Raw genomic sequence first — 23,386 nt, 5'->3', positions numbered from 1 at the left:
TTGATGCCTCAGACCAAGGTCACTCCCAGTTGAGCGGTCACGGATGATATAGGGTTTGCCCCCGTAATTCCAACATTGCCTGCGCCGCCGGAGGCCGAGCCCGCAAAGAGCAGCGCGACCGGTCTGCCCTCTTCGTCGACGATCAGCGACCCGCTATCTCCGGGCCTGCCGAAAGGCTGTGGGGGCGCTGCTGTCTCGATGACGATCTGGTTGTCGAAGCGGGCGACGCCCACGCCCACGTCGACCAGGAAATTGTTGACGTTGACGGCGCGCACCAGGCCACGGGTGTGGCGCGTGGTGCGGCCGGTTTTGAGCACGGTCATGCCGGGCATCGCATCGACGGGCGATGCCGGCTGAAGCGTGACGGCAGGTTGCGGCTCGTCGGCGCTGTCGAAGAGTGTTGCCCTGTCTTCGGCACGGTCGTGACCGATGAGCGTGGCGAAGGCGGCATCGACCGGGTTCGGGAAACCGCCGAACTGGATCGGCACGAAGCGGGTCAATTCCGCAATGTCGTCCGCCCCCGGCTTGCCGCCGTCGCGCGCGCCGGGCTGCATGATCCGGGTGGAAACAGGCGTGCTGTTGACGTCGGCGAGCACGTGGTTGTTCGACAGGATGCCGACGCTTCCGCTCTCGTTGTCGCGACAGAAGCAGCCGAACGTGCCGGCATATCTGACTATCGTCGGCGAGATGCTGCAGCCGAGCCTGAGGGGATCGTTGCGGACCAAGGTCCACAGCGGCTTCTGCCGTCCGATATACAGCACCTCCGCCTCGCCGCGGGCTGCCTCGACGGCCTGCTCGACCACGGAACAGTTCACCTTACGCCGGTCCTGAACGAGGATCGCCAGCCTGGCGTCGTCCCTGCCTTCGTCAGTCGTTATGCCGAGCGCAATGTCCTCGACGGCGCGGTGCCTGGGCTTGCGCGGCCGGGCTGCCTTCGTTTCCAGAAGTGCCGGATCGAGAAAAAGGCCCGGCGAGGGATATTCCAGGCCGGCAACCACCGGCGCTTCGACGAACTCGAAAATCTGCGAGAAAATACGGGCCTGGAGCTCAAGCGCGGAATCGACCTTCATTGCGTCCTCCAACGCGCCCCGCCCGCGATCGCAGCCTAGCAAAAAATCGAGCCGCAGTGTGCGCCGCGGCTCGGTGAGGTTTCGCAATGCTTTACCGCCGGCGCCGGGTACAATCCCTACGGCAGGCGGAACCGACGGCGTCGCCTAGTTGCGGGCCTTGTCGACCAGCTTGTTCTTGGCGATCCACGGCATCATGCCGCGCAGCTTCTCGCCGACTTCCTCGATCTGATGGCTGTCGTTCATGCGGCGGATGCCCTTGAAACGCGCCATGCCGGAGCGGTACTCCTGCATCCATTCCGAGGTGAACTTGCCGGTCTGGATGTCGTTGAGCACGCGCTTCATCTCGGCCTTGGTCTCAGCGGTGATGATGCGCGGGCCCGACACGTATTCACCCCATTCGGCGGTGTTCGAGATCGAGTAGTTCATGTTGGCGATGCCGCCCTCGTAGATGAGGTCGACGATCAGTTTCACCTCGTGAAGGCACTCGAAATAGGCCATCTCGGGCGCGTAGCCGGCTTCCACCAGCGTCTCGAAGCCGGCGCGGATGAGCTCGACCAGACCACCGCACAGCACGACCTGCTCACCGAAGAGATCCGTCTCGCACTCTTCCTTGAAATTGGTCTCGATGATGCCCGAACGGCCGCCGCCGACGCCGCAGGCGTAGGAGAGGCCGAGGTCGAGCGCGTTGCCCGAGGGATCCTGATGGACGGCGACGAGGCACGGCACGCCGCCACCCTTCTGATATTCGCCGCGCACGGTGTGGCCCGGGCCCTTCGGCGCGATCATCAGCACGTCGACGGTCGCCTTCGGCTCGATGAGGCCGAAATGGACGTTGAGGCCGTGGGCGAAGGCAATCGCCGCGCCGTCACGGATGTTGGGGGCGATCTCGTTCTTGTAGATGTCGGCCTGCAGTTCGTCGGGCGTGGCCATCATCATCAGGTCGGCCCAGCCGGCGACTTCCGCAACCGTCATGACCTTGAGCCCATCGGCTTCCACCTTGGCCGCGGTGGGCGACCCGGCCTTGAGGCCGACGGCGATGTCCTTAACGCCCGACTCTTTGAGGTTGAGCGCGTGGGCACGCCCCTGCGAGCCATAGCCGATGATGGCGACCTTCTTGCCCTTGATGAGATTCAGATCGGCGTCGCGATCGTAATAAACCCGCATTGTCGTTTCCTTCCCTTGCGTTGATTTCAGCCGGCGCTCGCCGCCGGTGTCGGTTTTGCCCCATAAAGAGCGAAGAACTGCCGCGTGGCGCGCGCGGCATCCCGCGCGATCCCCGCCTCAGTCATTTCCAGCCGGTCGCCCAGCAGCAACCGGATCTGAATGTCGCGGCCGACGAGGCCGAAAAAGGTGCGAAACGCCTCCTCGCCGTCTTCGAAGTCGATCAGGCCCGCCGTTCGGGCAGCTTCGAGCAGCGGCTTCAGCCGTTCGCCGATGGCGAAACGCCCGTTGGCGAGCACGATGCCGCCAAGATTGCTCTTGGCCGAACCGGCATGAGCCACGGCGACCTGATTGAGCGCGATCGAGGTGGGCGACGAGATCACGCCGAGCCAGTTCACGGCAAACCGCTCGAGGCTCTCGCGCAACGCAGCCGCATCCAGCTTCTGCCGGTCATAATTGCCAGCACGGACCTGGGATGCCTGCCATTTGACGGTGGCGGTAAGCAGGCCGTCGCGGTCCCCGAACCATTTGTAGAGCGTTTCCTTGGAGCAGCTCGCACGCCGTGCAACAGCCGTCATGGTCAGCGCGTCGCGCCCTTCCACCAGCAGCGCCAGCACGGCATCGAGCACCTCGCCCTGGCGGGGCGTCAGCGTCTCCTCGTGCTCGATGGCGCTCGTTTCCTGCACCTGATCCGCCTCGTTGCAATGGTCCGGCAGAAGGCTTCAAAGCCCGTACCGTACGTTACGGTTCGGGTCTATCGCCCGAAATCCGGCGGATTGCAAGAGGCCCGAGACGGGGGTTAGGGAAAATTCCTGTCCGTGGCGGCCCGCCCCTGCCCTGCCGGGATGGACAGCGCTGCGCGAACCGATCAGTCGGCGTCCGCGACCTCGCCGCTCTTGCCTCGACGCCAGTAGGCGGCAATGAGATTGCTGCCGCGCGGCAGATCGCATTCCTTGCGCAGGTATGTGCGGATCTCGCGCGCGGCGGCGTGCTCGCAGCCTGCCCAGATGAAGATCGAGCGGCCGTCTTCGGGCAGTGCCAGACCCTTAACCGCATCGGCCAGCAGCCTCGTCGTTCCGGCGGGCCTGCCCTCCCGCGAAAGCCAGCGGAGGTCGAGATCGGCGTTCGTGGTCAGGTGCTGGCGTTCCGCGTCGTCGGCGATCTCGATCAGGGCGACCACCTTGCGGCCGGCCGGCATCTCCTCGAGCATGCGGCCGATGGCGGGCAAGGCCGTCTCGTCGCCGGCCAGAACGCACCAGTCCGCATCGCGCAGCTCGCCACCGCCCGGCCCGGTCATGCCGACGACATCGCCCGCCGCGGCTTCGGCGGCAAATGTCGCGCCCGGCATCTCGTCGCCCTCGTGCAGAACGAAATCGACATCGATCTCACCTGCCTCGACGTCGATGCGGCGAATGGTATAGACGCGGTTGATCGGTCTCGGACCCTCCGGCCACGCCTGCCGCCCGTCCGTCCCCATGACCGGCCACACGGGTGAGACACCCTTCGTCGGCGCGAGCAGCAGCCGCATGTGGATGCCGCCATAGCTGAAGCGCCGCAAATCGGCGCCGGCAAGCGTCAGCCGGCGCATGCGCGGCGTGACCTGGGCTGCGCGGACAACCCTCATCTCGCGGAAATAGGGCAAGGGCGCGCCGGCGCGGATACCGCCCTGCCAGACCACTTCCGGCACGGGGCCATCCGCGAACTCGCCGACATGGTCGGTGACGCCCCATTGCAGGAAGGCGAGCGAGGTCTCGTCCGAGGCCTGAACGCGGAACTGCATGGCCTGCGCAATTGCGGTGGCTTCGACGGTGCCGATACCGAAATCGGCGCTCCATCGCTCGTCGGAACCCGACACCGTGCCATGTTCGATGAAATGATCGCGCAGCCTTGCCATCACGTCGAGCGGCGATGAAATGGCTATGGTGGTTTCGGCACGAAGCGTGTGTTGCGGGGTCACTGGCTTTCTCCGACCGGCTCGAGCGTTGCGGGAATTTCTGGTGTCGTGGGGCGCGTGACGAACGCGATGGCCGGTATCGTCGCGAGCGCGATCAGGCCGGCGCCTGCAAAGAAGACGCCGTAGCCGAGATGCTCGGCCACGAAACCGGCGGCAACCCCGCCGGCCATGCTGACGAGAGCATCCATCGACTGGAACAGCGTGAAGTCGACGCCGCCCTGGCGCGGGTCGGACCAGTGCATGAACTGCGCATAAAGAGCGACGAAGCCAAGCGCCATGATGCCCGAGGAACTGGCGACTGCGACGGCGAGCAGCACCGGCAACGGCAGGTCGATGAACAGAAGACCGCGCGATGCGAATGTGGCGAGCGCAAGCGCCTGCAGGACCAGCGCGATGACCAGCACGGCGCGCGCGCCGAGCATGCGCACCAGCGCCCCGCCGAGAAGTGCCGCACCAAGCCCAACAACCATGCTGCCGGCCCCATTGAGCAACCCCAGGGTCGCGAGGTCGAGCCCGGCATCGACGAGGAACGGGCCAAGCATCATCAGCGCCGTCTTCTGCGCCACCACATAGAGCGCGGCGGCGAGCAGGCCCCGGCGTATCGCCGGCCGACGCAGGGCCGCGGCAAGCGACGGCACGTGCGGACGCTCCTCGCTCGCCCCGGCTGCCTGCGAGCGCAGCAGGAACGGCAATCCAAGGACCGCCAGAAGTGCTGCCATCGCCCACATCGCATCGGTCCAGCCGAGGCCGGCCACAAGCAGCAAGAACAGCCCGCCACCGATGGCGGACCCCAGATACGCGCCGCCGACCTGGGCCGCGTTTGCCCAGCCGTGCTGGGAGCGCGGCAGGCTTTCGACCGCGTAGCCGTCGCACGCGATGTCGACTGTGGCCGCGGCAAGAGCCACCACCGTGAGGCAGGCAAGAACGGGCACCAGCGGGCTCGGCCCGAGCAGGCCAACCACGATCAGGCCCGCGATCGAGATGATGCCACCCACGGCGACGATGACGCCGGAGCGATTGCGGCCCACCGGCGGCAAGCGATAGCGCTCCACCATCGGCGCCCACAGGAACTTCAAGGCCCACGGCAGCGCGATCAGCGACAGAAGCCCGACATTATCGAGCGACAGGCCCTGATCGCGCAGTACGGCCGGCAGCCCGGTCCACGTCACCCCGCCGATGACGCTTTGCGCGACATAGAGGCCGCCCACCGCGAACACGACGGCGGCGGGGTTGGCTGACACTGGCGTGCCGTCGGCCATCGGTGTCAGAACCGGTAGCGCAGGCTGCCGAAGACCGAGCGGCCTTCATCCCAATAGCAGTTGCCGGCGGTGCAGATCTTCTTGCGCTCGTCGAACAGGTTCTTGGCGTTGACCTGCAGCAGCAGGCCTTCGAGCTCAGGATTGCGGACGCCGAAATCGTAGGATACCGACGCATCGACGAATACGCGGTCATCGTTCTTGAACGAGTTCTGATCGTCGCCGAAGCTCTCGCCGACATATCGAACGCCGGCGCCGAGCCCGAGACCAGCCATCGCACCGTCGCGGAACCGATATTGGCCCCACAGCGAGAAGATGTGATTGGGCGTCGACGACAGCTCGTTGCCTTCGGTGCCGGCCGCACCCCTGTCGATCTTCATGCGCATGTAGGTGTAGGAGCCGACCAGGCTGACGCCATTGTCCAGCGTCGTGGCGGCCTCCAGTTCGAAGCCGCGCGAATTCAGGTCGAGCTGGCGCTGGCGCTGGTTGCCGGCATCGTCGAAAGTGCCGTCATAGACGACGCCGTCCGTCTGATCGATGTTGAAGACCGAGGCGTTGATGATGGCGTTGTAGTCGGGGATTTCGTATTTGACGCCGATCTCGACCTGCTTGCCCTTGGTTGGTCGCGCGACCCGGCGCTCATTGGTGGCGCTGTCATAGACGAAGCCGATATTGGGCGAGAACGAGGTGGAGTAATTGGCATAGGGGATGATGCCCCAATCCGTGCGGTAGGAAACGCCGACGCGGCCGGAAAACGCACTGTCCGTCTGCTCGGTCTCGTTGAACAGGTAGTCGACGCTCTGCGTGTCGACCCAGTCGTAGCGGCCGCTGGCGAACAGCGTGAAGTTGTTCCACTGCATCTGGTCATGCACATAAGCACCGATCTGGTGCATTCGCTGGCTGCCGGAGAACGACATCGGCATCTCCTCGATGTCGTCCACCGAGACGTAGGACGTGGCGTTCTGCGCGTCGTAATCCGTCCAGCTATAGTCCAACCCGGCAACGGCGACATGGCTGACCGGACCGGTGTCGAACTCGAACTGGGCCTGATTGTCCACGACAAAATTCTTCGCGTTCTCCTTGTAGTGCCCCCAGTAGCGGGCGAGATCGTCGGGGTCGGACGGATCGACCAGGTAGTGGCCGCTATATTGCAGATCGGCATCCACGGCGTTGAAGCGCAGGTTCTGGCGCACTGTCAGCGTGTCGTTGAAACGATGCTCGAACTCGTAGCCGATGCGTCCCTGCAAGCCGGTGAAATCGTTCCAGGCCGGGTCACCTTCGTAGAGGTTCGACACCTCGCCGTAGGCAGGGTTGTAGAAGAACGCCGTCCCGCCGGTCACGGCTTGCGAGATTTCGCCGAGAACGGTCAGCTTGGTGCCCTCGTCCGGCTTCCAGGTGACCGCGGGCGCAAGATAGAGCTTGTCGTCGGCGTAGCCCGGAAGATCGGTGTTGGACTTACGCGCAAGCCCGGTCAGGCGGTAGAGCAGCGTGCCGTCCTCATCGGCAGGACCGGACAGGTCGAACGCAGCCTGATAGCGGTCGTTGCCACCCAAGAGCACCTCGATCTCGCGGAAAGGCTCGTCCTTCGGCCGCTTGGTGACCAGATTGACAAGGCCGCCGGGGCCGCTGATGCCGTAGAGCGACGACGCCGGCCCCTTGAGCACGGTCAGGCCTTCGATGCCGTAGGGCTCCGTCTTGAACCAGGCCGAGGGGCCATTGTACTGCCGCAGCCCGTCGCGGAAGATGCCATTGTAGTAGGACGGGAAGCCGCGCAGGGTGAAGGCGTCATAGCGGCTGTCAAAGCCGAACCCGTTGGGATTGGCGCTCGCGGTGTAGGACAGCGTCTCGTTGAGCGTGCGCGGCTTCTGGTCCTCGATCTGGTCCTGCGTGATGACCGAGATGGCCTGCGGAATATCCGCAATCGGCGTATCGACCTTGGTCCCGATCCTGTCCTGCTTGGCGACATAACCCTCCTGGACGAGGATGTCGTTGCTCTCGGACTGGATTTCGATGACGTCGAGAACGGTCGGGGCTTCCTGCGCGAGGCCGATCGTCGGCCATGCGAGAGCGCTTGCAGCGAGCAGAGCGGCGTTGAAGGTACGGAACGAACGAGCAGACACGACGGCCCCCTTGCGACGTTGGAGGATTCCTTTCGGGTGCCAAAGAGGCTCCCTGGGCGCGACTGCTATAAAAGATGACTCTATGAGTCAACTTAGCGAATGGCGGGTTATGTCGATTGCAGCGTGGATGACCGATGACCCAGCGGGAGGTCAGGGGCGGTTCCAATCCTTTTCCAGCAGACCGATCGCGCCGAAGGGATCTATGATCGTGCCGGCGACCATCGAGGCGAGGATCTGCGGGGCCGGCGGGACCTTTGCAACCGTTGCCACAAGCCGGTCGCGCAGTAGCGGCAGCAGAACCGAATCCGACTGGTAGAAGGGCGTGAAGGCGGCCGAGAGCATCTGAAAGACGCGCACATGCAGCCTGCGGGAGCGGGCGTAGGAACCAAGCGCGGTTTCGAGATCAGCCGATTGCTCAAGGGCGTGGGCAAGCGCGGCCGCGTCGAGCAGCGCCATGTTGGCGCCCTGCCCGAGCTGCGGGCTGGTCGAATGCGCGGCATCGCCGATCACCGCCAGACGACGCCCCGCCGGCACCTTCAACGTGTGGTGGCCGTAGCGCGCCAGTGTGAGCTGCGAGAAGTCGCCGATCTGGTCAAGGTAGGGAGTTGTCTCGGGCCAAAGCCCGGCGACCTGCTCCTTCCACGCATCGAGCCCGGCGGCGATCACCGCATCGGCGTCGTCCGGCTTGAGGCTCCAGAAGAAGGCCGCCTGCTTTTTGCCGCCCGGCTCGTCGCTACCGATCGGCAGCACACCGATCATGACGCTGGCGCGGCGGTAGCGCTGCGTCAGCGCGTGGGCGTCGAAGCTTCCGCCAACCCAGTCGAGCGTCGCCCAGAACGCGCCATAGGTGAGTGGACGGCGTGTGGCTGGCCTGGCCGAAAAGGCAGCGAGTGGTGAGCGTGCGCCGCTGGCATCGACCACAAGGTCGAAGCGACCGATGTCACGACCGCCCGCCCCCTTGAGCGTCGCATGAGCGGAGCCCGCATCCAGCGCCACGATCTCGCTGCCGGTCTCGATGGCGATGCCCTGCGCTTCGACAGCACGATGCAGGACGCCGAACAGGGCCGCACGATGGACGGCAAGCCCGAACCGGCCTTTGCGCTGCGCGTCATAGCGTACGTCCAGCACCGTGCGGCCGCTTTTCGCATCGCTGCCGTGGAGGCGATCGATGCGGCTGCCGCGCGTCATGATTTCGGGCAGCAGGCCGAGTCGATCGAGCACAGTGAGGCCTGTCGGCTGCAGGATCAGGCCAGAGCCGAGCGGCTTCGGCGTGTCGAAGCGTTCGAAGACGGTGACGCGGTGGCCGGTGCGATGAAGGAACAGCGCCGCGGCAAGCCCGGCCGGTCCCGCACCGGCAATTGCAATATCGAGTGATTTCAAATGCTGCCCTGCCCGCCGACCTTCAGTCGCCCGCCGCGTCGAACTCCACCCGTGCCGCACGCACCTGCTGGTGATTGTTCTCGGCCCAGTGGAACAGGTGCTCGATCGAGTCGTACATCGAGCGACCGAGATCCGTCAGGCTGTACTCGACGCTGGGCGGCTTGGTCGGAAAGACTTCGCGGTTGACATAGCCGTCCCGCTGTAGATCGCGCAAGGTCTGGGTGAGCATGCGCTGCGAAATGTCGGGCACGAGCCTGCGCAACTCGCCGAAGCGGTACGGACGCTCCGCAAGAGCCATCAGCAGCAAGGCGCTCCACTTCCCCGAAATGTTCTGCACGACCGTGCGGATCGGGCAGTTGTCGAGCCCGCCATTGCCGACATTGGCGCGGTAGATTTCGATCTTGCGGCGCGCCGAAACAACCGTCGTGTCCATGGGTGGTTCCTTCCAGGTTACCAGCAGAGCCGAAACTGCCTCCTTTACGGGACGCGGTCAATCTACAATGTAGTGCTGGTCTCAAAATGAGAGCAACAACGCAACCAGCAGAGTTACCGCCATGTCCAACACGATCCTTGTCACCGGCGCGTCGGGCCATCTCGGCCGGGCCGTCATCACCCACCTCCTCGAAAGCCAGGGTGTCGAGCCCTCGCGCATCATCGCCGGTACGCGCGACCCGCAGAAACTGGCGGACCTCGCCGCGAAAGGCGTAACCACGCGCCATATCGATTTCGACGATGCGGCAAGCCTGGAAAACGGCTTTGCCGGCGTCGGGACGGTTCTCATCATCTCCACCGACGCGCTGGATGGCGCAGGCACGCGGCTGCGCCAGCACAAGGCGGCGATCGCCGCAGCCGCAAAGGCCGGCGTCGGGCGCATCGCCTATACGTCGCTTCCCAAGGCAGAGAGTTCGCATGTCAGCTTTGCTCCGGATCATCATCAGTCTGAAGAAGCGGTGAAAGCCACCGGCCTTCCCCACCTGATCTTCCGCAACAGCTGGTATCAGGAAAACCTGCAGATGAGCCTGCCGCAAGCCGTGGCCAGCGGCCAGTGGTTCACCTCCGCAGGCAATGGGCGCACGGTTTTCGTCGCCCGCGACGACATCGCAGCGGCCATCGCAGCGGAACTCGCAAACCCGCCCGAAGGCAGCGTCACCTACACGCTGACAGGCGACGAGGCCTTCACCAACGCGGAGATTGCTGCGCTGGCATCGGATGTCATCGGCAAGCCGATCACGGTCGTCGACGTGAGCGACGAGCAGCTGGCCGGGGGCATGAAGGCTGCCGGCGTGCCTGAGCCCGTCATCCCGACGCTCGTCTCCTTTGACGTGGCTACACGGGAAGGTGATCTCGGGGTAATCACCACGGATGTCGAACGCCTGTCGGGCCGGAAGCCGCGAGCGCTGCGGGACTTCCTTGCTGCGAACAAGCCCGCACTGGCCGGCTAAAATGGCTGGGTGGCGCGGAATTCGCGCCGCCCTTCACTCAAAGCGTGACCTGAGTACCGATCTCGACAACGCGACCGGTGGGGATCTGGAAATAGGCGCTCGCGTCGCTGGCGTTTCGGGCCAGCACGATGAACAGCTTGTCCTGCCAGCGCGGCATCAGCGAGCGGCGCGAGATTTTCAACGACCGGCGCGACACGAAGAACGAGGTCGACATGATGTCGAACTTCCAGCCCAGCTTGCGGCAGACCGCGAGCGCCTTTGGCACGTTCGGCTGTTCCATGTAGCCGAACCGCAGCACCACTCTCATGAACAGATCGTTGATCGGGGTGATCTGCGCGCGTGCTTCTTCGGCGACATAGGGGTCCTCGGTCATTTCGACGGTCAGGATCGCGTTCTGCTCATGCAGGACGTGATAGTGCTTGAGGCTGTGCATCAAGGCCGTCGGCGCGCTTTCCGGGTCGCTTGTCAGGAATACCGCCGTGCCTGCGACGAGGTGCGGCGGCTTCGCAGCCAGGTTGTCGGTGAGCAGCGCGAGGGGGATTTCCGTCTTGCGGGTCTTGCGGAACAGCAGCCTGCTGCCCCTGCGCCAGGTCATCATCATGACCGCGAGCGCCGCCGCCACTGCGATGGACACCCAACCGCCGTCCGCGAACTTCTGTGCGTTGGCCCACAGGAAGGTGACATCGAGCAGCAGGAAGGGCGCAACCACCAGTGCCGCCACCAAGGCGGGCCGGCGCCAGGTGCGCCAGAAGACGAAGAACAACAGCAGCGCCGTCACCACCATCTCGCCGGCGACGGATATGCCGTAAGCGGAGGCGAGCGCTTCCGACGAGCCGAACTCGGCTACGAGAATGAAGACGCCGACGAGAAGCAGGAGGTTGACCTGCGGCATGTAGATCTGGCCGGACTGGGTCTCCGACGTATGCTGCACCTGAAGGCGCGGCAGAAGCTGAAGCTGGATAGCCTGACGCGTCAGCGAATAGGCGCCGGTTATCACGGCCTGGCTGGCGATGACTGTCGCCATCGTCGCGAGGACCACCATCGGCAGCGTCGCCCATGACGGAACCATCTGGAACAGGGGCTGCCCTACCAGGCCGCCATGCGAGATTACATAGGCGCCCTGCCCGAAATAGTTGATCAGCAGGGCGGGAAAGACGAGGGCAAACCACGCCAGCATGATCGGCCGTCGCCCGAAATGGCCTAGATCGGCATAGATGGCTTCCGCGCCCGTCACGGCGAGGAATGCGGCACCCATGACCGCCAGGGAAACGCCGCGATGGTCTATGAGGAACAGGACCGCATGGCTTGGGTCAAGCGCGGCCAGCACGGCAGGATATTCGGCAAGCTCGATCGCGCCCGAAACAGCAAGCGTGAGGAACCACAGTGCGGTCACCGGACCAAAAACGCTTGCCACGCCCGCCGTACCGAAACGCTGGACGGCAAACAGCGCCAAGAGGATCGCCAGCGTGATGGCAACCACGTAATCCGAGAAAGCGGGGGTAACGACCTCAAGCCCCTCGACCGCCGAAAGCACGGAGATGGCCGGTGTAATGATCGCATCGCCGAAAAAGAGCGCTGCGCCAACCATGCCGAGGACCAGGATCAGCGGCGCGTAGCGGCCGGCATCGCGCCTGGCCAACGCCATCAGGGACAGCGTGCCGCCTTCCCTGTCGTTGTCGGCGCGCAGCACGAAAAGCACGTATTTCACCGAGACGATGAGCGTCAGCGACCAGACGATGATCGAAAGGATGCCGAGCATCTCGGCTTCAGTCGGCGGACGGTCTCCGGCCACGGCGCGGGTTGCCTCGCGCAGCGCGTAGATGGGGCTGGTGCCGATGTCGCCATAGACGACGCCTATCGCACCCAATGCGAGCGCGGTTGTCGTCTGTGACGTTTTACGCGGGGTTTCCTGGCCGCCATTGGTGGCCAAATGGTCTGCGGCGGCAGAACCTTCTGCATTTTCATGCATGTCGTGCCCTCCTTCAAAGGACGGGCGCGGTTTCTACTCCTGTTGCAGTGCAACAACAAATGCTGCTTTAGGAGGGCTTGTACGCCTCGCCATGCAGTAGACGCACGACTACCACCCGCTTGCCGTCAGGAAACGGCGCACGGTTCCAGCCATGCCATGCTCCAGCGCGTCGGCCGTCAGGCCATGGCCGATCGACACCTCAGCCAGATGCGGAATGCGCCGGGCCAGCGGCGGGAGATTGGCGACGGTAAGGTCGTGGCCTGCATTGACATCAAGCCCAGCCGCTCTGGCGAGCTCGGCCGTTTTGCCGAGTCTTTCCAGTTCCATGGCGGCTTTTTCTGCATCGTCATGGCAACCGCCATAGGGGCCGGTGTAGAGTTCGATACGGTCCGCGCCGGTCGCCTGCGCCGCGGCGATCTGCTCCTCGGACGCGTCGGGATCGCAAAATAGCGAAATCCGCGCGCCGGTCTTCTTCAGACGAGTGACGATCGCCTTGAGCATGTCGCGGTTGGCGACGAAGTCCCAGCCATGGTCCGAGGTCGGCTGCTCCGGATCGTCCGGCACGAGCGTCACCTGCTCGGGCTCGGCCGCTTCTACGAGCGCCAGGAAATCGCCGGTCGGATAACCTTCGATGTTGAATTCGGCCGCCGGAAACTCGTCGTCGATCAGCGCCCGCAGCTCCGGCAGGTCCGAATTGCGCGTGTGACGCTGGTCGGGTCGCGGATGCACCGTCAGCCCGTGTGCGCCGGCGGCGAGCGCAATGCGACCCAGCCCGGTCACGCTCGGCCATGGCAGGTCGCGGCGGTTTCTCAACAGGGCGATGGCGTTCAGGTTGACGGAAAGCTTTGCAGGCATTGCTTGGCAGTCTTCTGGTTAAACGGTCGCGTCATCCTATATCCATTTGATGGGGAACAGACATCGGGTTTCGTGTGTTCCAGACCAAACTGCACGCGGAACGAAAGGAGCAAACATGCGGCCATTGGAACGGGTTCCGGCTGTCCGGCGTCTGGAAACGGACAAATCGACCGTTTTCGCTATCGAGATCACTGGCGAATTCACATCCGCCGACGCCGAAAATCTGTGCGGCCTTCTGGAGGGTGCCTTTGCGATTCACCCGACACTCGACCTGCTGGTGCGCCTCGTGGAGCTTCAGGAAGTGGACACTGCCGATCTGCCGCCGGAGACGAGCACTTTCATGAAGGAACACGTCGCCCAGCATGTCGGACGATGTGCGATCATCGACGACGGCGGCTGGGCGGACCGCGTGACGCGGCTCTTCGACCCCGGCGACGGCATCGAGACGCGTCATTTCGCAACCGCTGACGAGCCTGAAGCATGGCGGTGGCTCGGCGCGAACGAGATCGAAGAAAACATCTAGCGGCGCACTATCGCCGACGAACCGTCACATTGTTTACACCGCGGGCGTGCAGGTGAGCGCACCATGACCCATCTGCGCATTCTCGATTCGATCACCGATCGCGGCGACCCCCGCCGCCCCAACGAAGACGCAAGCGGAGGCGCGGCGAACTGCGCCTTCGTCATCGACGGTGCGACCGGCCTTGGAGAGAACATCATCGACGAGTCCGAATCGGATGCGGCGTGGCTGGCGAAGTTTGCAGCCGTAACCTTCGAGGAAGACGCGCTGGCCGGCTGCGCGGTGGCCAAGAGCGTCCGCAAGATCAACGAGCGCGTGTCGCGCATCATCGGCGATCTTGCTGGCTCCATGCCGGTCGATCCCTGGAACCTGCCCTGCGCCGGTTTCCAGATGATCCGGGTCGAGAAAGACGGCATCGTGAGCCATGGCCTCGGTGATTGCCGGCTGTTCCTGCAGGACGCGGCCGGCGCCACGCACGCGCTGAGCGCCATTGAAGGCGGCGCGGCGGCGGAGAACGAGGAGGCAAAGCGCGCCGTAGCCCATGCCGGCGGCCTGGCCAAGTTCAGGTCGCTGTCGACCGAGCCCGAAATCCGCGCCGAACTGCGCCGTCGCCGGGCGCTCTATAACACCGATGGCGGGTCGGTCTGGACGCTGGGCGCCAACCCGGAAGCCGCTTCCCACATCGTCGCGCAGCCCCTGCCCGCTACGCTGCCGGCTCGCGGCCTGCTCTGCACCGACGGCTTCGCTGCGCTGGTGGATCTTTACGGGCGCTATGACGCCGCTTCGCTGATAGAGCGCGCACGCACGGATGGGCTGGTGCCGCTGCTGGCAGAATTGCGCGCGATCGAGCAACGGGAGGACCCGGACGGGCAGACCTATCCGCGCTTCAAGGTTTCGGATGACGCCACGGCCGTGCTGTTCGAAATCGTGGAGGATCGCGCGGTCAGCGGACGACGGTAAGCCGCTCGGCCGCGCGCGTGATCGCCGTATAGAGCCAGCGCTGGCGCGTGTCCTTGAAGGCGTAGCTTTCGTCGAAGAGCACGACCTCATCCCACTGCGAGCCCTGCGCCTTGTGCACGGTCAGCGCGTAGCCGTAGTCGAAATCGTCAAAACGCTTCTTCTGCTGCCAGGGAATCTCGGCGTCAGGGTCCTCGAAGGCGGCTTTCAGCAGCTTGATCTTGGAGATGCCGCGATCGGGGTCGTCTTCCTCGGGCGATACCAGCAGGTTGATGCCGGGCTTCACCGTCTCGCGCGACGAGGTCATCACCTTCCACAGGGAGCCGTTCAGCAGGCCCTTGGCGGGATCGTTGCGCAGGCAGACAAGCTTGTCGCCGGCCTGCGGGTAGGATGCGTCGAAACCTTTCAACTCGCGCAGGCGCTGGTTGTAGCGGCGGCGGGTACGGTTGGTGCCGACAAGAACCTGGTCCGCCGCCAGAACGAGGTCCTGGTTCACCTCGTCGCGGCCGATCACCTTTGCCGTGCCGTAGTCGCCCTTCATGAATTCGCGGCCTTCGCGCACGTCCAGCGCCAGCCGGATGATCGGGTTGTCGCGCGCCTGCCGGTGGATTTCCGTCAGCAGGTGGTCCGGCTCGTGCTCGGTGAAGAAGCCGCCACCGGAAATCGGCGGCAACTGCGCGGGGTCGCCCAGAACGAGGATCGGCGTGCCGAAGCTCATCAGGTCGCGGCCGAGCTGTTCGTCGACCATCGAGCACTCGTCTACGACGACAAGGGCGGCCTTGGCGATGGGGCTCTGGCGGTTGAGCGAGAAGGTGGGGTTGATCGAGGTCTTGCCGGTGGTTTCGTCCTCGACCGCCTCCTCGCCGCGCGGGCGATAGATCAGCGAGTGGATCGTGCGGGCGTTGGTCGCGCCCTTGGCGCGCAGCACCTGCGCTGCCTTGCCGGTGAATGCCGCGAACTGCACCTGGCCGTCGACATGCTCGGCGAAATAGCGCGCCAGCGTCGTCTTGCCGGTGCCTGCATAGCCGAAGAGACGGAAGAGCGGCTTCTGCCCCTCCTTCAGCCAGCGCGCCACGGCGCGGAGCGCCTCGTCCTGTTGCGGTGAGAACTGCATCGCGCGTTAGTGCGGGATTCGCAGGACGGGGGCAATACCGGGCAGGCTCTTGATGCATCGGGTGCTGACAGTATGGTCGGCGCATCCATTGACGAGTCGAGGCCTTCCATTGCGCCTTATCTGCCTGAACGGATGGGGCGGAAAGCTCCATGAACCGCTGCTCGCCTTCCTCGCGGAAGCAGATCCGGACGTGCTGTGCCTGCAGGAGGTGGTTCACACGCCATCCACCAACCGCGGCTGGCTCACCTATCGCGACGGCGGGACGGACCTGCCGCAGCGCGCGAACTTCTTTGCCGAGGTGAGTAGCGCCCTGCCCGGCCATGTCGCGACCTTCTGCCCGGCTGCGCTTGGCGACCTGTGGAACGGTGAGCAGCGCTATCCGTCCTTCTGGGGGCTTGCGACATTCGTGCGCGCGACCATCCCGATTATCGGGCAGCGGCAGGGCTTCGTGCACGGCGCCTTCTCGCCGCACGGCTATGGCGAGCATCCGCGCTCGCGCAGCGCCCATGCGGTTCGGCTTTACGATCCGGAGGCCGAGCGCCCCGTCACGATCGCCCATATGCACGGGTTGCGCGACCCCACTGGCAAGCACGACACGCCAGCGCGTTCCGCGCAGGCCGCGCGGCTGCTCAAACTGACACGATCCGTCGCTGAGGACGGAGACCCGGTTATCGTGTGCGGTGACTTCAACGTGCTTCCGGACAGCGAAACCTTCGCGGTGCTGCGCGGGTTCAGCCTTGCTGATCTCGTGACGGCGCGCGGCTTCACCGATACTCGGACGTCGCACTACACCAAAGCGGGCCGCTATGCTGACTACATGCTCGTAAACGATGCGGTGAAGGTGCTGTCGTTCGATGTCTTCGCCGAACCGGAGGTCTCGGATCACCGGCCGCTGCTGCTGGAGTTTGCCTGACAGCCCAGCACGTGAGCAGGTCAGGGGCCGCCCGAGGGATCGTTGGCCAGCAGGATGGGGCTACCGTGGGGCGTGGCGTGGGCTGCGCGCTGCCAGGCATCCGCCAGTTCCTCTACCTGAGCCGGAAGCGCGATGCCCTTGCGACCCAACAGCGCTTCGAGTGCCGCCAGCCAGTGCTCGTAGTAATCGTGGCCATCCGGGGCGGCATCGGCGCGGTGGACTTCGGCGCCAAGCGCTTCGGCCCATTCACCCCATGTAAAGACGCCGCGCTCATGCAGCGCAACGACAAGCGCGAAGGCCAGCGCCTGCCAGGGGCATCGAAGGGCTTCGGGTCGGCCGGCGACGCGTCAGGCCGGTTCAAGATAGCTCTCCCAGGCGTCGACCGAGACTGTCAGGGTCGGGTCGGCTCCGTCGCCCCAGAGCTCCGGCCCAGCGAATACGACCGTGTAGAGCCGTTCCGGGTTCTCGCCTTGACCATGCGCATTGGTGTCAGGCAGCACGAAGCCGCCATGCACCGCCTCGATCACGCCCGTCCTGCCGCGCACATAGCGCGGCAGGCGCGTATGGCCGGTCGGGTGCATGTTGCGGGCGCGCACGCGCTGGCCTACGGAAAAGCGGGGCTCGGCGGCAACCGGCCGGTCGCACGGACCGCCCCGTGCCAGAACCGCAGGCACGTCGGCTGCCTTCAGCACCCTGCGCGGCGGGGTGCCTGTTTCAAGTGCCGCTTCCGCAGCCAGCTCGGCGTCGCTGAGGAAGCCGTGGCGCTTCAACAGCGTCTCCACCGCCCTCGTCCAAATCTCGTAATAGCTGGAACCGTAATAGACCGCCGGATGCAGGGATTCGCGCGCGTGGCGGCTCTCGTCGATGTTCCAGTGGCCCATCGCGCCAGCGCAAAGCGTGACGCCCAGCGCGCGCTTTTCCCAATCGGCGTGGAAGAACGGCTCATCTGTCTCGGGCGCAACCGGCCCGAAGCCCATCTGGCCGCCGAGATCGTGGGGGCCGTTCATGCCGCCTCCGGGGCGGTCGCAACGCCCGTGCCGATCATTGAGTCGCGCGTAACAAGGCCGGCGAGCCGTTCCTCACTCCAGCTTTCCGTACCAGCCGGGCGCATCGGGATGACCAGATAGCGGAGTTCGGCGGTAGAATCCCAGACGCGGACTTTGGTCTGCGGGTCGAGGACCAGCCCGAACTCGGCCAGCACCCCGCGCGGATCGATCACCGCGCGGCTGCGATAGGGCGGCGACTTGTACCAGACCGGCGGCAGGCCAAGCACCGACCACGGATAGCAGGAGCAGAGTGTGCAGACGACGAGGTTGTGGGTGTCGGGCGTGTTGAACACGGCCTGCATGTGCTCGCCCTGCCGGCCGGTGAAGCCAAGTTCGGCAATCGCCGCCGTCGCATCGCGTTTCAGCCAGTCGGCATAGGCCGGGTCGGCCCAAGCCTTTGCCACCACCGCCGCGCCGTTTCGGGGGCCGACCTTCGTCTCGTAGGTCTCGACGATGGCGTCGATCGCGGCCGGATCGACGAGGCCCTTGCGGGTCAGGATCGTCTCGAGCGCCCTCACCCGAGCATCCATCGGGTCGAGATGATTGTCGTGATGGTGATCGTGGTGGTCGTGTGCGTGGCCGCTCATTGAATTCCCGTCTTATCCGCCGGCATTGGGATTGCGGGCGTAGCCCGGCCCAACAGTGAGCGGCGCATCAGGCACCACCGCATCGCTGACCTGGCTGGTGAACTGCATGTCATCCTGCCACAGCAGGTGCTTTTCATCGCGATCGAAAACGCGGATCGCCACGTTGTAGGGCTTGCCAGCCTCGACACCGCGCACGGAGGGTGAACGCATGGCAAACTTCGCCATCTCCGGCCCGCCGATGCGCTGGCGCACGGTATGCACCGTGCCGCCAGCCGGGTCCTCGAATGCAGCCTCGACGATGGTGCCCGTCGGCAGCGGCTTCTGCACGATGGCGGTGAAGCCGTAGTACACGTCGGAAACACGGTAATTGAAGATGAAGCCGCCGCCGACGATGCGCAGATAGGGTTTATCGGCAGGATCCTCCCGGGTCAGCCAGCCGAGCGCGAACAGCGGCACCAGCAGCACCACGGCCACCAGCACCAGTCCTTTGAACGAGACGAGCTTCTCAATCATGCCCGAGACCCTAGCAGCAACGATTTTGCGCGTCGATTACCCAGCGTCAGCCCACGTGTTAGCGCAGCATCGGCCAAAGGCTGACCGCCAGCGCCACCCCCATCGCGATGTTGAACCACTTCAGACGCACCGGATCGGCCAGAAAGCCGCGCAACGCCATGCCGAACCCGGCCCAGGTCGAGACGCTCGGCAGGTTCACCAGCGCGAAGGCGAGCGCAACGACCAGCACCGACAGGAACGGCGCCGCCGGATCGGCGTAGATGGCCATCGCGGTGACGGCCATCACCCACGCCTTGGGATTGACCCACTGGAAAGCCGCAGCCTCCAGGAACGTCATCGGCCGCGCCGCCTTGCCGTCCTTTTCCGACAGTGAACGCGACATGGCGGTACGCCAAGCGAGATAGAGGAGATAGGCGCCGCCGGCGAGCTTGAGCGCAAGATGAAGCGACGGATAGGCCGTGAGCAGCGCGCCGAGCCCGAAGCCGACGCCCAGCAGCAGCGACAGAAAGCCGCCGCCAATGCCAAGCATATGCGGGATGGTGCGCCGGAAGCCGAAATTAACGCCGGACGCCAGCAGCATGAAGTTGTTCGGGCCCGGCGTGATTGACGTCACGAAGGCGAAGACGACCAGCGCAAGCAAAAGGTCGGTGGACATGGGGCGTTTCCGAAGGACGTTTTAAGTCAATGTTACTGACCTAAAACAGCGACTCCAAGCGCATTGTTGTCCCGGTGACAATTCAAGCAAACCGCTCCGACGATCACCGCAGGCGCCCGCTACATGCCCTGCGGACCGCGGTTCATGGCGGCTACGCCGGTGCGGCAGACCTCGACGAGGCCGAGCGGCTGCATGATGGCGATGAACTGTTCGATCTTGGACACACGGCCGGTGATCTCGAAGATGAAATGGCCTGTGTTTGCATCGATCACGTTGGCGCGAAACGCTTCGGCCAGCCGCAGCGCCTCTACCCGCGCATTGCCGGTGCCGGCCACCTTGACCAGCGCAAGCTCGCGCTCCAGCGGGCGCTCCTGCCCAAGTTCACGCGCGATGACCGTCAGGTCGTTGACGCGATGCACCGGCACGATGCGCTCGAGCTGGTGCTTGATCTGCTCCAGCACGTGCGGCGTGCCACGCGTCACGATCGTTATGCGCGACAGGTGCTTCTCATGCTCGGTCTCCGACACGGTCAGGCTGTCGATGTTGTAGCCGCGGCCGGAGAACAGGCCAATGACGCGGGCAAGCGTGCCGGGCTCGTTGTCGACGAGCATGGAAAGCGTGTGCTTTTCCGCGCTCTCGGTTTCCTTGGCGATGAAATAGGCGGAGCCGGTGGGCTGAAGCTGGGCGTTCATAACTGTTTCCGAATTTGAAGTTTCATTCTATGCCGCGATCACTGGAACACTGCTTGCCAAGCGTTTGGACTTGCGGCGAAAACCGGTGTCGAATGTGGCGAAGGCATCGTTGCCGGCTGCGGCGTACAGATGCATGGCGTCCGCGAAGTCGAGCCCGGCCTGGTGAGCCAGGATGCAGTTTGCGACCCGCCCGCGGTCCGCAAAGAAGATGTTCTCGGTTGCCACGAGCACGGCGAATATCCCGCCGATGTCTTCCCGGGCGACATTCATGACGCTGCGCATCAGCCACTCCGTCTCCAAAAGGACCGTATCTGCGATGAAAATCTCTTCGTCGGTCAAGAGCTTCTGCGCACGTTTCGACTGATCCGACCCGTCGTCAACCAACGCCCGGGCGAGGACATTCGTGTCAACGGCGAGTGGCATCGAACCGTCTGGCCGCCTCGGCCATCATCGCGCGATCGATCTCGGCATCCGTGGGAAACGGCCGATCGACCTTCAGCACGTGCTTGAGGAACGCGCCTCTGGGTTGAGGCGGGAATCTCGGATCCAACTTCTCGACCGGCTGCACGAAGAATCCCTTTCCCTTGCGGATGAACTCGACTTCGCTGCCTTCGCCAAGGCCTAGCTCGTCGCGAACCGCCTTCGGTACGACGATCTGACCCTTGCTCGAGATTTTTGCCCGCGCGTTCATCGCGTTGCTCCAAGTAAGATGCGGTAAGACGAATATACGCCTTACCGCGTCTTACTTCAATTGTATGTCAAACCAGTTCCCTGCCCTTGGCGTCGATGGCGTTGGCGACGGCTTCGTCGGTCGCCTCGTCGGGCAGGAGCATCTCGTTGTGGGCCTTGCCGGAGGGGATCATCGGGAAGCAGTTGGCGAGGGCTGCCACGCGGCAGTCGAACAGGACCGGCTTCTTCACGTCGATCATCTCCTGGATCGCGGCGTCGAGGTCACCCGGCTTTTCGCACCGGATGCCGTGCGCCCCGAAGGCCTGCGCCATCAGCACGAAATCAGGCATCGCCTCCGTGTAGGAGTGCGACAGGCGGTTGCCGTGGAGCAATTGCTGCCACTGGCGCACCATGCCCATATACTGGTTGTTGAGGATGAAGATCTTGATCGGCGCCTCGTACTGAACCGCCGTCGACATCTCCTGCATCGTCATCTGCACCGACGCGTCACCGGCAATGTCGATGACGAGCGCGTCGGGATGGGCGATCTGCACGCCGAGCGCTGCCGGGAGGCCGTAGCCCATGGTGCCGAGGCCGCCCGAGGTCATCCAGCGGTTCGGCTTCTCGAAGCCGTAATGCTGGGCGGCCCACATCTGGTGCTGTCCGACCTCGGTGGTGATGTAGGTGTCACGGTCCTTCGTCAGTTCGTAGAGCCGTTGGATCGCGTATTGCGGCATGATCACGTCATCGCTGCTGCGGTAGGCGAGCGAGTCCCGCGAGCGCCAGCGCGCGATCTGCTCCCACCACGGGTGCAGAGCCGACTTTTCGGGTTTGACGGTGGCGCGCCACAGCCGGACCAAATCCTCCAGCACCCGGCCGACATCGCCGAGTATCGGTATGTCGACATGCACGTTCTTGTTCAGCGAGGACGGGTCGACGTCGATATGGATCTTCTTCGAGTTGGGCGAGAACGCGTCCAGCCTGCCGGTAATGCGGTCGTCGAAACGCGCGCCGAGGCAGATCATCACGTCGCAGTCGTGCATGACCATGTTGGCTTCGTAGGTGCCATGCATGCCGAGCATGCCGAGCCAGTTCTTGCCCGAAGCCGGATAGGCGCCGAGCCCCATCAGCGTAGAGGTGATCGGGAAGCCGGTCAGGTCGACGAGTTCGCGCAGCAGATGGCTGGCCTCTGGGCCCGAGTTCACCACGCCGCCGCCGGAATAGATCACGGGCCGCTTGGCGCCCGCCATCAATGCGACCGCCTGCTTGATGGCCTCGATGTCGCCCTGCACCTTGGGGCTGTAGGATGTACGCGGGGCCTGCTGCGGCGGCGTGTAGATGCCCTTGGCGAACTGGACATCCTTGGGAATGTCGACCACCACGGGACCGGGCCGGCCGGTCGTGGCGACATGGAACGCCTCGTGGATGATGCGCGACAGGTCGTTGACGTCCTTAACCAGCCAGTTGTGCTTGGTGCAGGGCCGCGTGATGCCGACGGTATCGCATTCCTGGAACGCGTCGGAGCCGATCAGCGTCGTCGGGACCTGGCCGGTGATGCAGACCAGCGGGATTGAATCCATCAACGCGTCCTGCAGCGGCGTCACCGCATTGGTCGCGCCGGGGCCGGAAGTGACGAGGAAAACGCCAGCCTTGCCGGTCGAGCGTGCATAGCCTTCCGCCGCGTGGCCTGCGCCCTGCTCGTGGCGCACCAGAACGTGCTGGATATCGTCCTGCTGGAAAAGCTCGTCGTAGATTGGAAGGACCGCACCGCCCGGATAGCCGAAGATGTGCTCGACGCCATTGTCCCTTAGCGCCTGCACCACCATCTCCGCGCCGCTCATCTCGCGCCTGCCAGCGTCACTTCCTGCGTTGCTCATCGGTCTCTTCCTGTCTTCGCGTATCGCGCCATGGTCGTTTATCGGTCTTGCGGGCAATAAAAAAGGCCCCTGAGGAGCCTGTGTTTCGCGCATGGGAGCTTTCGCCCGGCGGTTACACCGCCTTGCCCATGCGCCTTCCTACGAGAATGATCGCTATATTTGTCATCGGAGCGGACATTAATTGCGCAATCCGATGACTGTCAATCGGAAATCCGGCATGATCGCGCATCCTGGAGGGGGCCACCATGCGCAAATGGCTTCTGATCGTGCCCACTGTCCTGCTTCCCGGCTGCGGCGAGCCGGCAACCGAGGCCGACAGGACGGCATTGACGGCAATCTGGCTGCCCGACGACGGATCCGGCCGCAATGTCGAGTTCAAAGCCGACGGCGTCTTCGATTACCAGTATGACAGGGGCTACACGCTTCGCCTCGACTGGAAGCTCGCCAGCAAGGGCCGAGTGGCGCTGACATCCGGCAATGGCGTGACGGTCAGCTGCAATTACACGATCACCGATGCCAGCCTGGCCATCGACAACGGTTCGGGAGCGGCCTGCGTGAGCCCAGGCGTCACGCCACCCTCGCCCATGCCCACAAAGTTCAAACGCGCCGGTTAAGCTTAACGTCCCCTCAACCATG

24 protein-coding genes and 1 pseudogene are annotated in these 23,386 nt (G+C 64.5%); 5 read left to right on the top strand and 20 right to left on the bottom strand.

All coding sequences use genetic code 11. The annotated features are described in order from the left end of the window. Positions 1 to 8: 8 nt before the first annotated feature. The 8 genes from HK436_RS13815 to HK436_RS13780 form a co-directional block, all read right to left on the bottom strand. Entirely contained in the window at positions 9 to 1,070 is a 1,062-nt protein-coding gene (locus tag HK436_RS13815) for a chymotrypsin family serine protease (protein ID WP_173190631.1), read from the bottom strand. A 144-nt stretch (positions 1,071 to 1,214) separates the two neighbouring features. After that, positions 1,215 to 2,234, bottom strand: coding sequence for a ketol-acid reductoisomerase (gene ilvC / locus HK436_RS13810; RefSeq protein WP_173190629.1), 1,020 nt, complete (start codon positions 2,232 to 2,234; stop codon positions 1,215 to 1,217). Positions 2,235 to 2,260: 26 nt separating this feature from the next. Continuing rightward, the gene (locus HK436_RS13805) at positions 2,261 to 2,917 is read right to left on the bottom strand and encodes a TetR/AcrR family transcriptional regulator C-terminal domain-containing protein (protein ID WP_312860603.1); all 657 of its coding nucleotides are present in this window, start codon (positions 2,915 to 2,917) and stop codon (positions 2,261 to 2,263) included. A 182-nt stretch (positions 2,918 to 3,099) separates the two neighbouring features. Next, on the bottom strand, positions 3,100 to 4,188 hold the full coding sequence (locus HK436_RS32995; protein ID WP_312860602.1) for a DUF2218 domain-containing protein: 1,089 nt from the start codon (positions 4,186 to 4,188) through the stop codon (positions 3,100 to 3,102). Beyond that, positions 4,185 to 5,444, bottom strand: a complete 1,260-nt coding sequence (locus HK436_RS13795) for an MFS transporter (RefSeq protein ID WP_173190627.1) — start codon at positions 5,442 to 5,444, stop codon at positions 4,185 to 4,187. The genes HK436_RS32995 and HK436_RS13795 overlap by 4 nt, the downstream gene beginning before the upstream one ends. A gap of 5 nt (positions 5,445 to 5,449) precedes the next feature. Then, the gene (locus HK436_RS13790) at positions 5,450 to 7,561 is read right to left on the bottom strand and encodes a TonB-dependent siderophore receptor (protein WP_173190626.1); all 2,112 of its coding nucleotides are present in this window, start codon (positions 7,559 to 7,561) and stop codon (positions 5,450 to 5,452) included. A gap of 150 nt (positions 7,562 to 7,711) precedes the next feature. Beyond that, entirely contained in the window at positions 7,712 to 8,941 is a 1,230-nt protein-coding gene (locus HK436_RS13785; protein WP_173190624.1) for an FAD-dependent oxidoreductase, read from the bottom strand. A gap of 22 nt (positions 8,942 to 8,963) precedes the next feature. Further along, positions 8,964 to 9,374 (bottom strand): winged helix-turn-helix transcriptional regulator, encoded by a 411-nt coding sequence (locus tag HK436_RS13780; protein WP_173190622.1) that lies wholly within the window; start codon positions 9,372 to 9,374, stop codon positions 8,964 to 8,966. 121 nt (positions 9,375 to 9,495) lie between these two features. Here HK436_RS13780 and HK436_RS13775 point away from each other — a divergent pair, with 121 nt between their 5' ends. Next, entirely contained in the window at positions 9,496 to 10,383 is an 888-nt protein-coding gene (locus tag HK436_RS13775) for an SDR family oxidoreductase (protein ID WP_173190620.1), read from the top strand. 37 nt (positions 10,384 to 10,420) lie between these two features. Here the strand turns inward: HK436_RS13775 and HK436_RS13770 are convergent, their stop codons facing one another. Together HK436_RS13770 and HK436_RS13765 are read right to left on the bottom strand one after the other, a co-directional pair. Then, a complete protein-coding gene (locus tag HK436_RS13770) occupies positions 10,421 to 12,352 on the bottom strand; it encodes a potassium transporter Kup (protein ID WP_173190618.1) in 1,932 nt (643 codons plus the stop codon). A 108-nt stretch (positions 12,353 to 12,460) separates the two neighbouring features. Then, positions 12,461 to 13,207 carry a pyridoxine 5'-phosphate synthase gene (locus HK436_RS13765; RefSeq protein WP_173190617.1) on the bottom strand — a complete coding sequence of 249 codons (747 nt, stop codon included), beginning with the start codon at positions 13,205 to 13,207 and terminating at the stop codon, positions 12,461 to 12,463. Positions 13,208 to 13,322: 115 nt separating this feature from the next. Between HK436_RS13765 and HK436_RS13760 the strand changes: the two genes are divergently transcribed. Together HK436_RS13760 and HK436_RS13755 are read left to right on the top strand one after the other, a co-directional pair. Next, positions 13,323 to 13,730, top strand: a complete 408-nt coding sequence (locus HK436_RS13760) for a SpoIIAA family protein (protein ID WP_173190615.1) — start codon at positions 13,323 to 13,325, stop codon at positions 13,728 to 13,730. Positions 13,731 to 13,793: 63 nt separating this feature from the next. After that, positions 13,794 to 14,687 (top strand): hypothetical protein, encoded by an 894-nt coding sequence (locus HK436_RS13755; RefSeq protein WP_173190613.1) that lies wholly within the window; start codon positions 13,794 to 13,796, stop codon positions 14,685 to 14,687. On the opposite strand, the gene HK436_RS13750 is transcribed toward HK436_RS13755, so the two are convergent. Further along, the gene (locus HK436_RS13750) at positions 14,671 to 15,798 is read right to left on the bottom strand and encodes an ATP-dependent DNA helicase (RefSeq protein WP_173190611.1); all 1,128 of its coding nucleotides are present in this window, start codon (positions 15,796 to 15,798) and stop codon (positions 14,671 to 14,673) included. The genes HK436_RS13755 and HK436_RS13750 overlap by 17 nt on opposite strands. Positions 15,799 to 15,907: 109 nt before the next feature. On the opposite strand from HK436_RS13750, the gene HK436_RS13745 reads away from it, so the two are divergent. Beyond that, complete coding sequence (locus HK436_RS13745) at positions 15,908 to 16,711, top strand: endonuclease/exonuclease/phosphatase family protein (RefSeq protein WP_173190609.1); 804 nt, start codon at positions 15,908 to 15,910, stop codon at positions 16,709 to 16,711. 20 nt (positions 16,712 to 16,731) lie between these two features. Here the strand turns inward: HK436_RS13745 and HK436_RS13740 are convergent. The 9 genes and pseudogenes from HK436_RS13740 to HK436_RS13700 form a co-directional block, all read right to left on the bottom strand. Further along, positions 16,732 to 17,025 (bottom strand): annotated as a pseudogene (locus HK436_RS13740) (nitrile hydratase accessory protein); the annotation flags it as partial. Positions 17,026 to 17,058: 33 nt separating this feature from the next. After that, positions 17,059 to 17,718: a nitrile hydratase subunit beta gene (gene nthB / locus HK436_RS13735; protein ID WP_173190607.1), complete on the bottom strand. Its 660-nt coding sequence runs from the start codon at positions 17,716 to 17,718 to the stop codon at positions 17,059 to 17,061. Then, entirely contained in the window at positions 17,715 to 18,344 is a 630-nt protein-coding gene (gene nthA / locus HK436_RS13730) for a nitrile hydratase subunit alpha (RefSeq protein WP_173190605.1), read from the bottom strand. Before nthA ends, nthB begins: the two co-directional genes overlap by 4 nt. 12 nt (positions 18,345 to 18,356) lie before the next feature. Beyond that, positions 18,357 to 18,857: a hypothetical protein gene (locus tag HK436_RS13725; protein WP_173190603.1), complete on the bottom strand. Its 501-nt coding sequence runs from the start codon at positions 18,855 to 18,857 to the stop codon at positions 18,357 to 18,359. A 58-nt stretch (positions 18,858 to 18,915) separates the two neighbouring features. Beyond that, a complete protein-coding gene (locus HK436_RS13720; RefSeq protein ID WP_173190602.1) occupies positions 18,916 to 19,512 on the bottom strand; it encodes a LysE family translocator in 597 nt (198 codons plus the stop codon). A 119-nt stretch (positions 19,513 to 19,631) separates the two neighbouring features. Further along, the gene (gene ilvN, locus HK436_RS13715) at positions 19,632 to 20,204 is read right to left on the bottom strand and encodes an acetolactate synthase small subunit (RefSeq protein ID WP_173190600.1); all 573 of its coding nucleotides are present in this window, start codon (positions 20,202 to 20,204) and stop codon (positions 19,632 to 19,634) included. Positions 20,205 to 20,231: 27 nt separating this feature from the next. Next, positions 20,232 to 20,627 carry a type II toxin-antitoxin system VapC family toxin gene (locus HK436_RS13710; protein WP_173190592.1) on the bottom strand — a complete coding sequence of 132 codons (396 nt, stop codon included), beginning with the start codon at positions 20,625 to 20,627 and terminating at the stop codon, positions 20,232 to 20,234. Continuing rightward, positions 20,611 to 20,895: an AbrB/MazE/SpoVT family DNA-binding domain-containing protein gene (locus HK436_RS13705; protein ID WP_173190590.1), complete on the bottom strand. Its 285-nt coding sequence runs from the start codon at positions 20,893 to 20,895 to the stop codon at positions 20,611 to 20,613. Before HK436_RS13705 ends, HK436_RS13710 begins: the two co-directional genes overlap by 17 nt. 67 nt (positions 20,896 to 20,962) lie before the next feature. Further along, on the bottom strand, positions 20,963 to 22,750 hold the full coding sequence (locus tag HK436_RS13700; RefSeq protein WP_173190588.1) for an acetolactate synthase 3 large subunit: 1,788 nt from the start codon (positions 22,748 to 22,750) through the stop codon (positions 20,963 to 20,965). Positions 22,751 to 22,995: 245 nt separating this feature from the next. On the opposite strand from HK436_RS13700, the gene HK436_RS13695 reads away from it, so the two are divergent. Further along, the gene (locus HK436_RS13695) at positions 22,996 to 23,364 is read left to right on the top strand and encodes a hypothetical protein (protein ID WP_173190587.1); all 369 of its coding nucleotides are present in this window, start codon (positions 22,996 to 22,998) and stop codon (positions 23,362 to 23,364) included. Positions 23,365 to 23,386: the final 22 nt, after the last annotated feature.

Origin of the sequence: Neoaquamicrobium sediminum (genome assembly GCF_013240295.1) — a bacterium.
Taxonomy (GTDB): Bacteria; Pseudomonadota; Alphaproteobacteria; order Rhizobiales; family Rhizobiaceae; genus Aerobium; species Aerobium sediminum.
The sequence above is the reverse complement of the archived record's forward strand: the minus strand, read 5'-3'. Positions and strand labels throughout refer to the sequence as shown.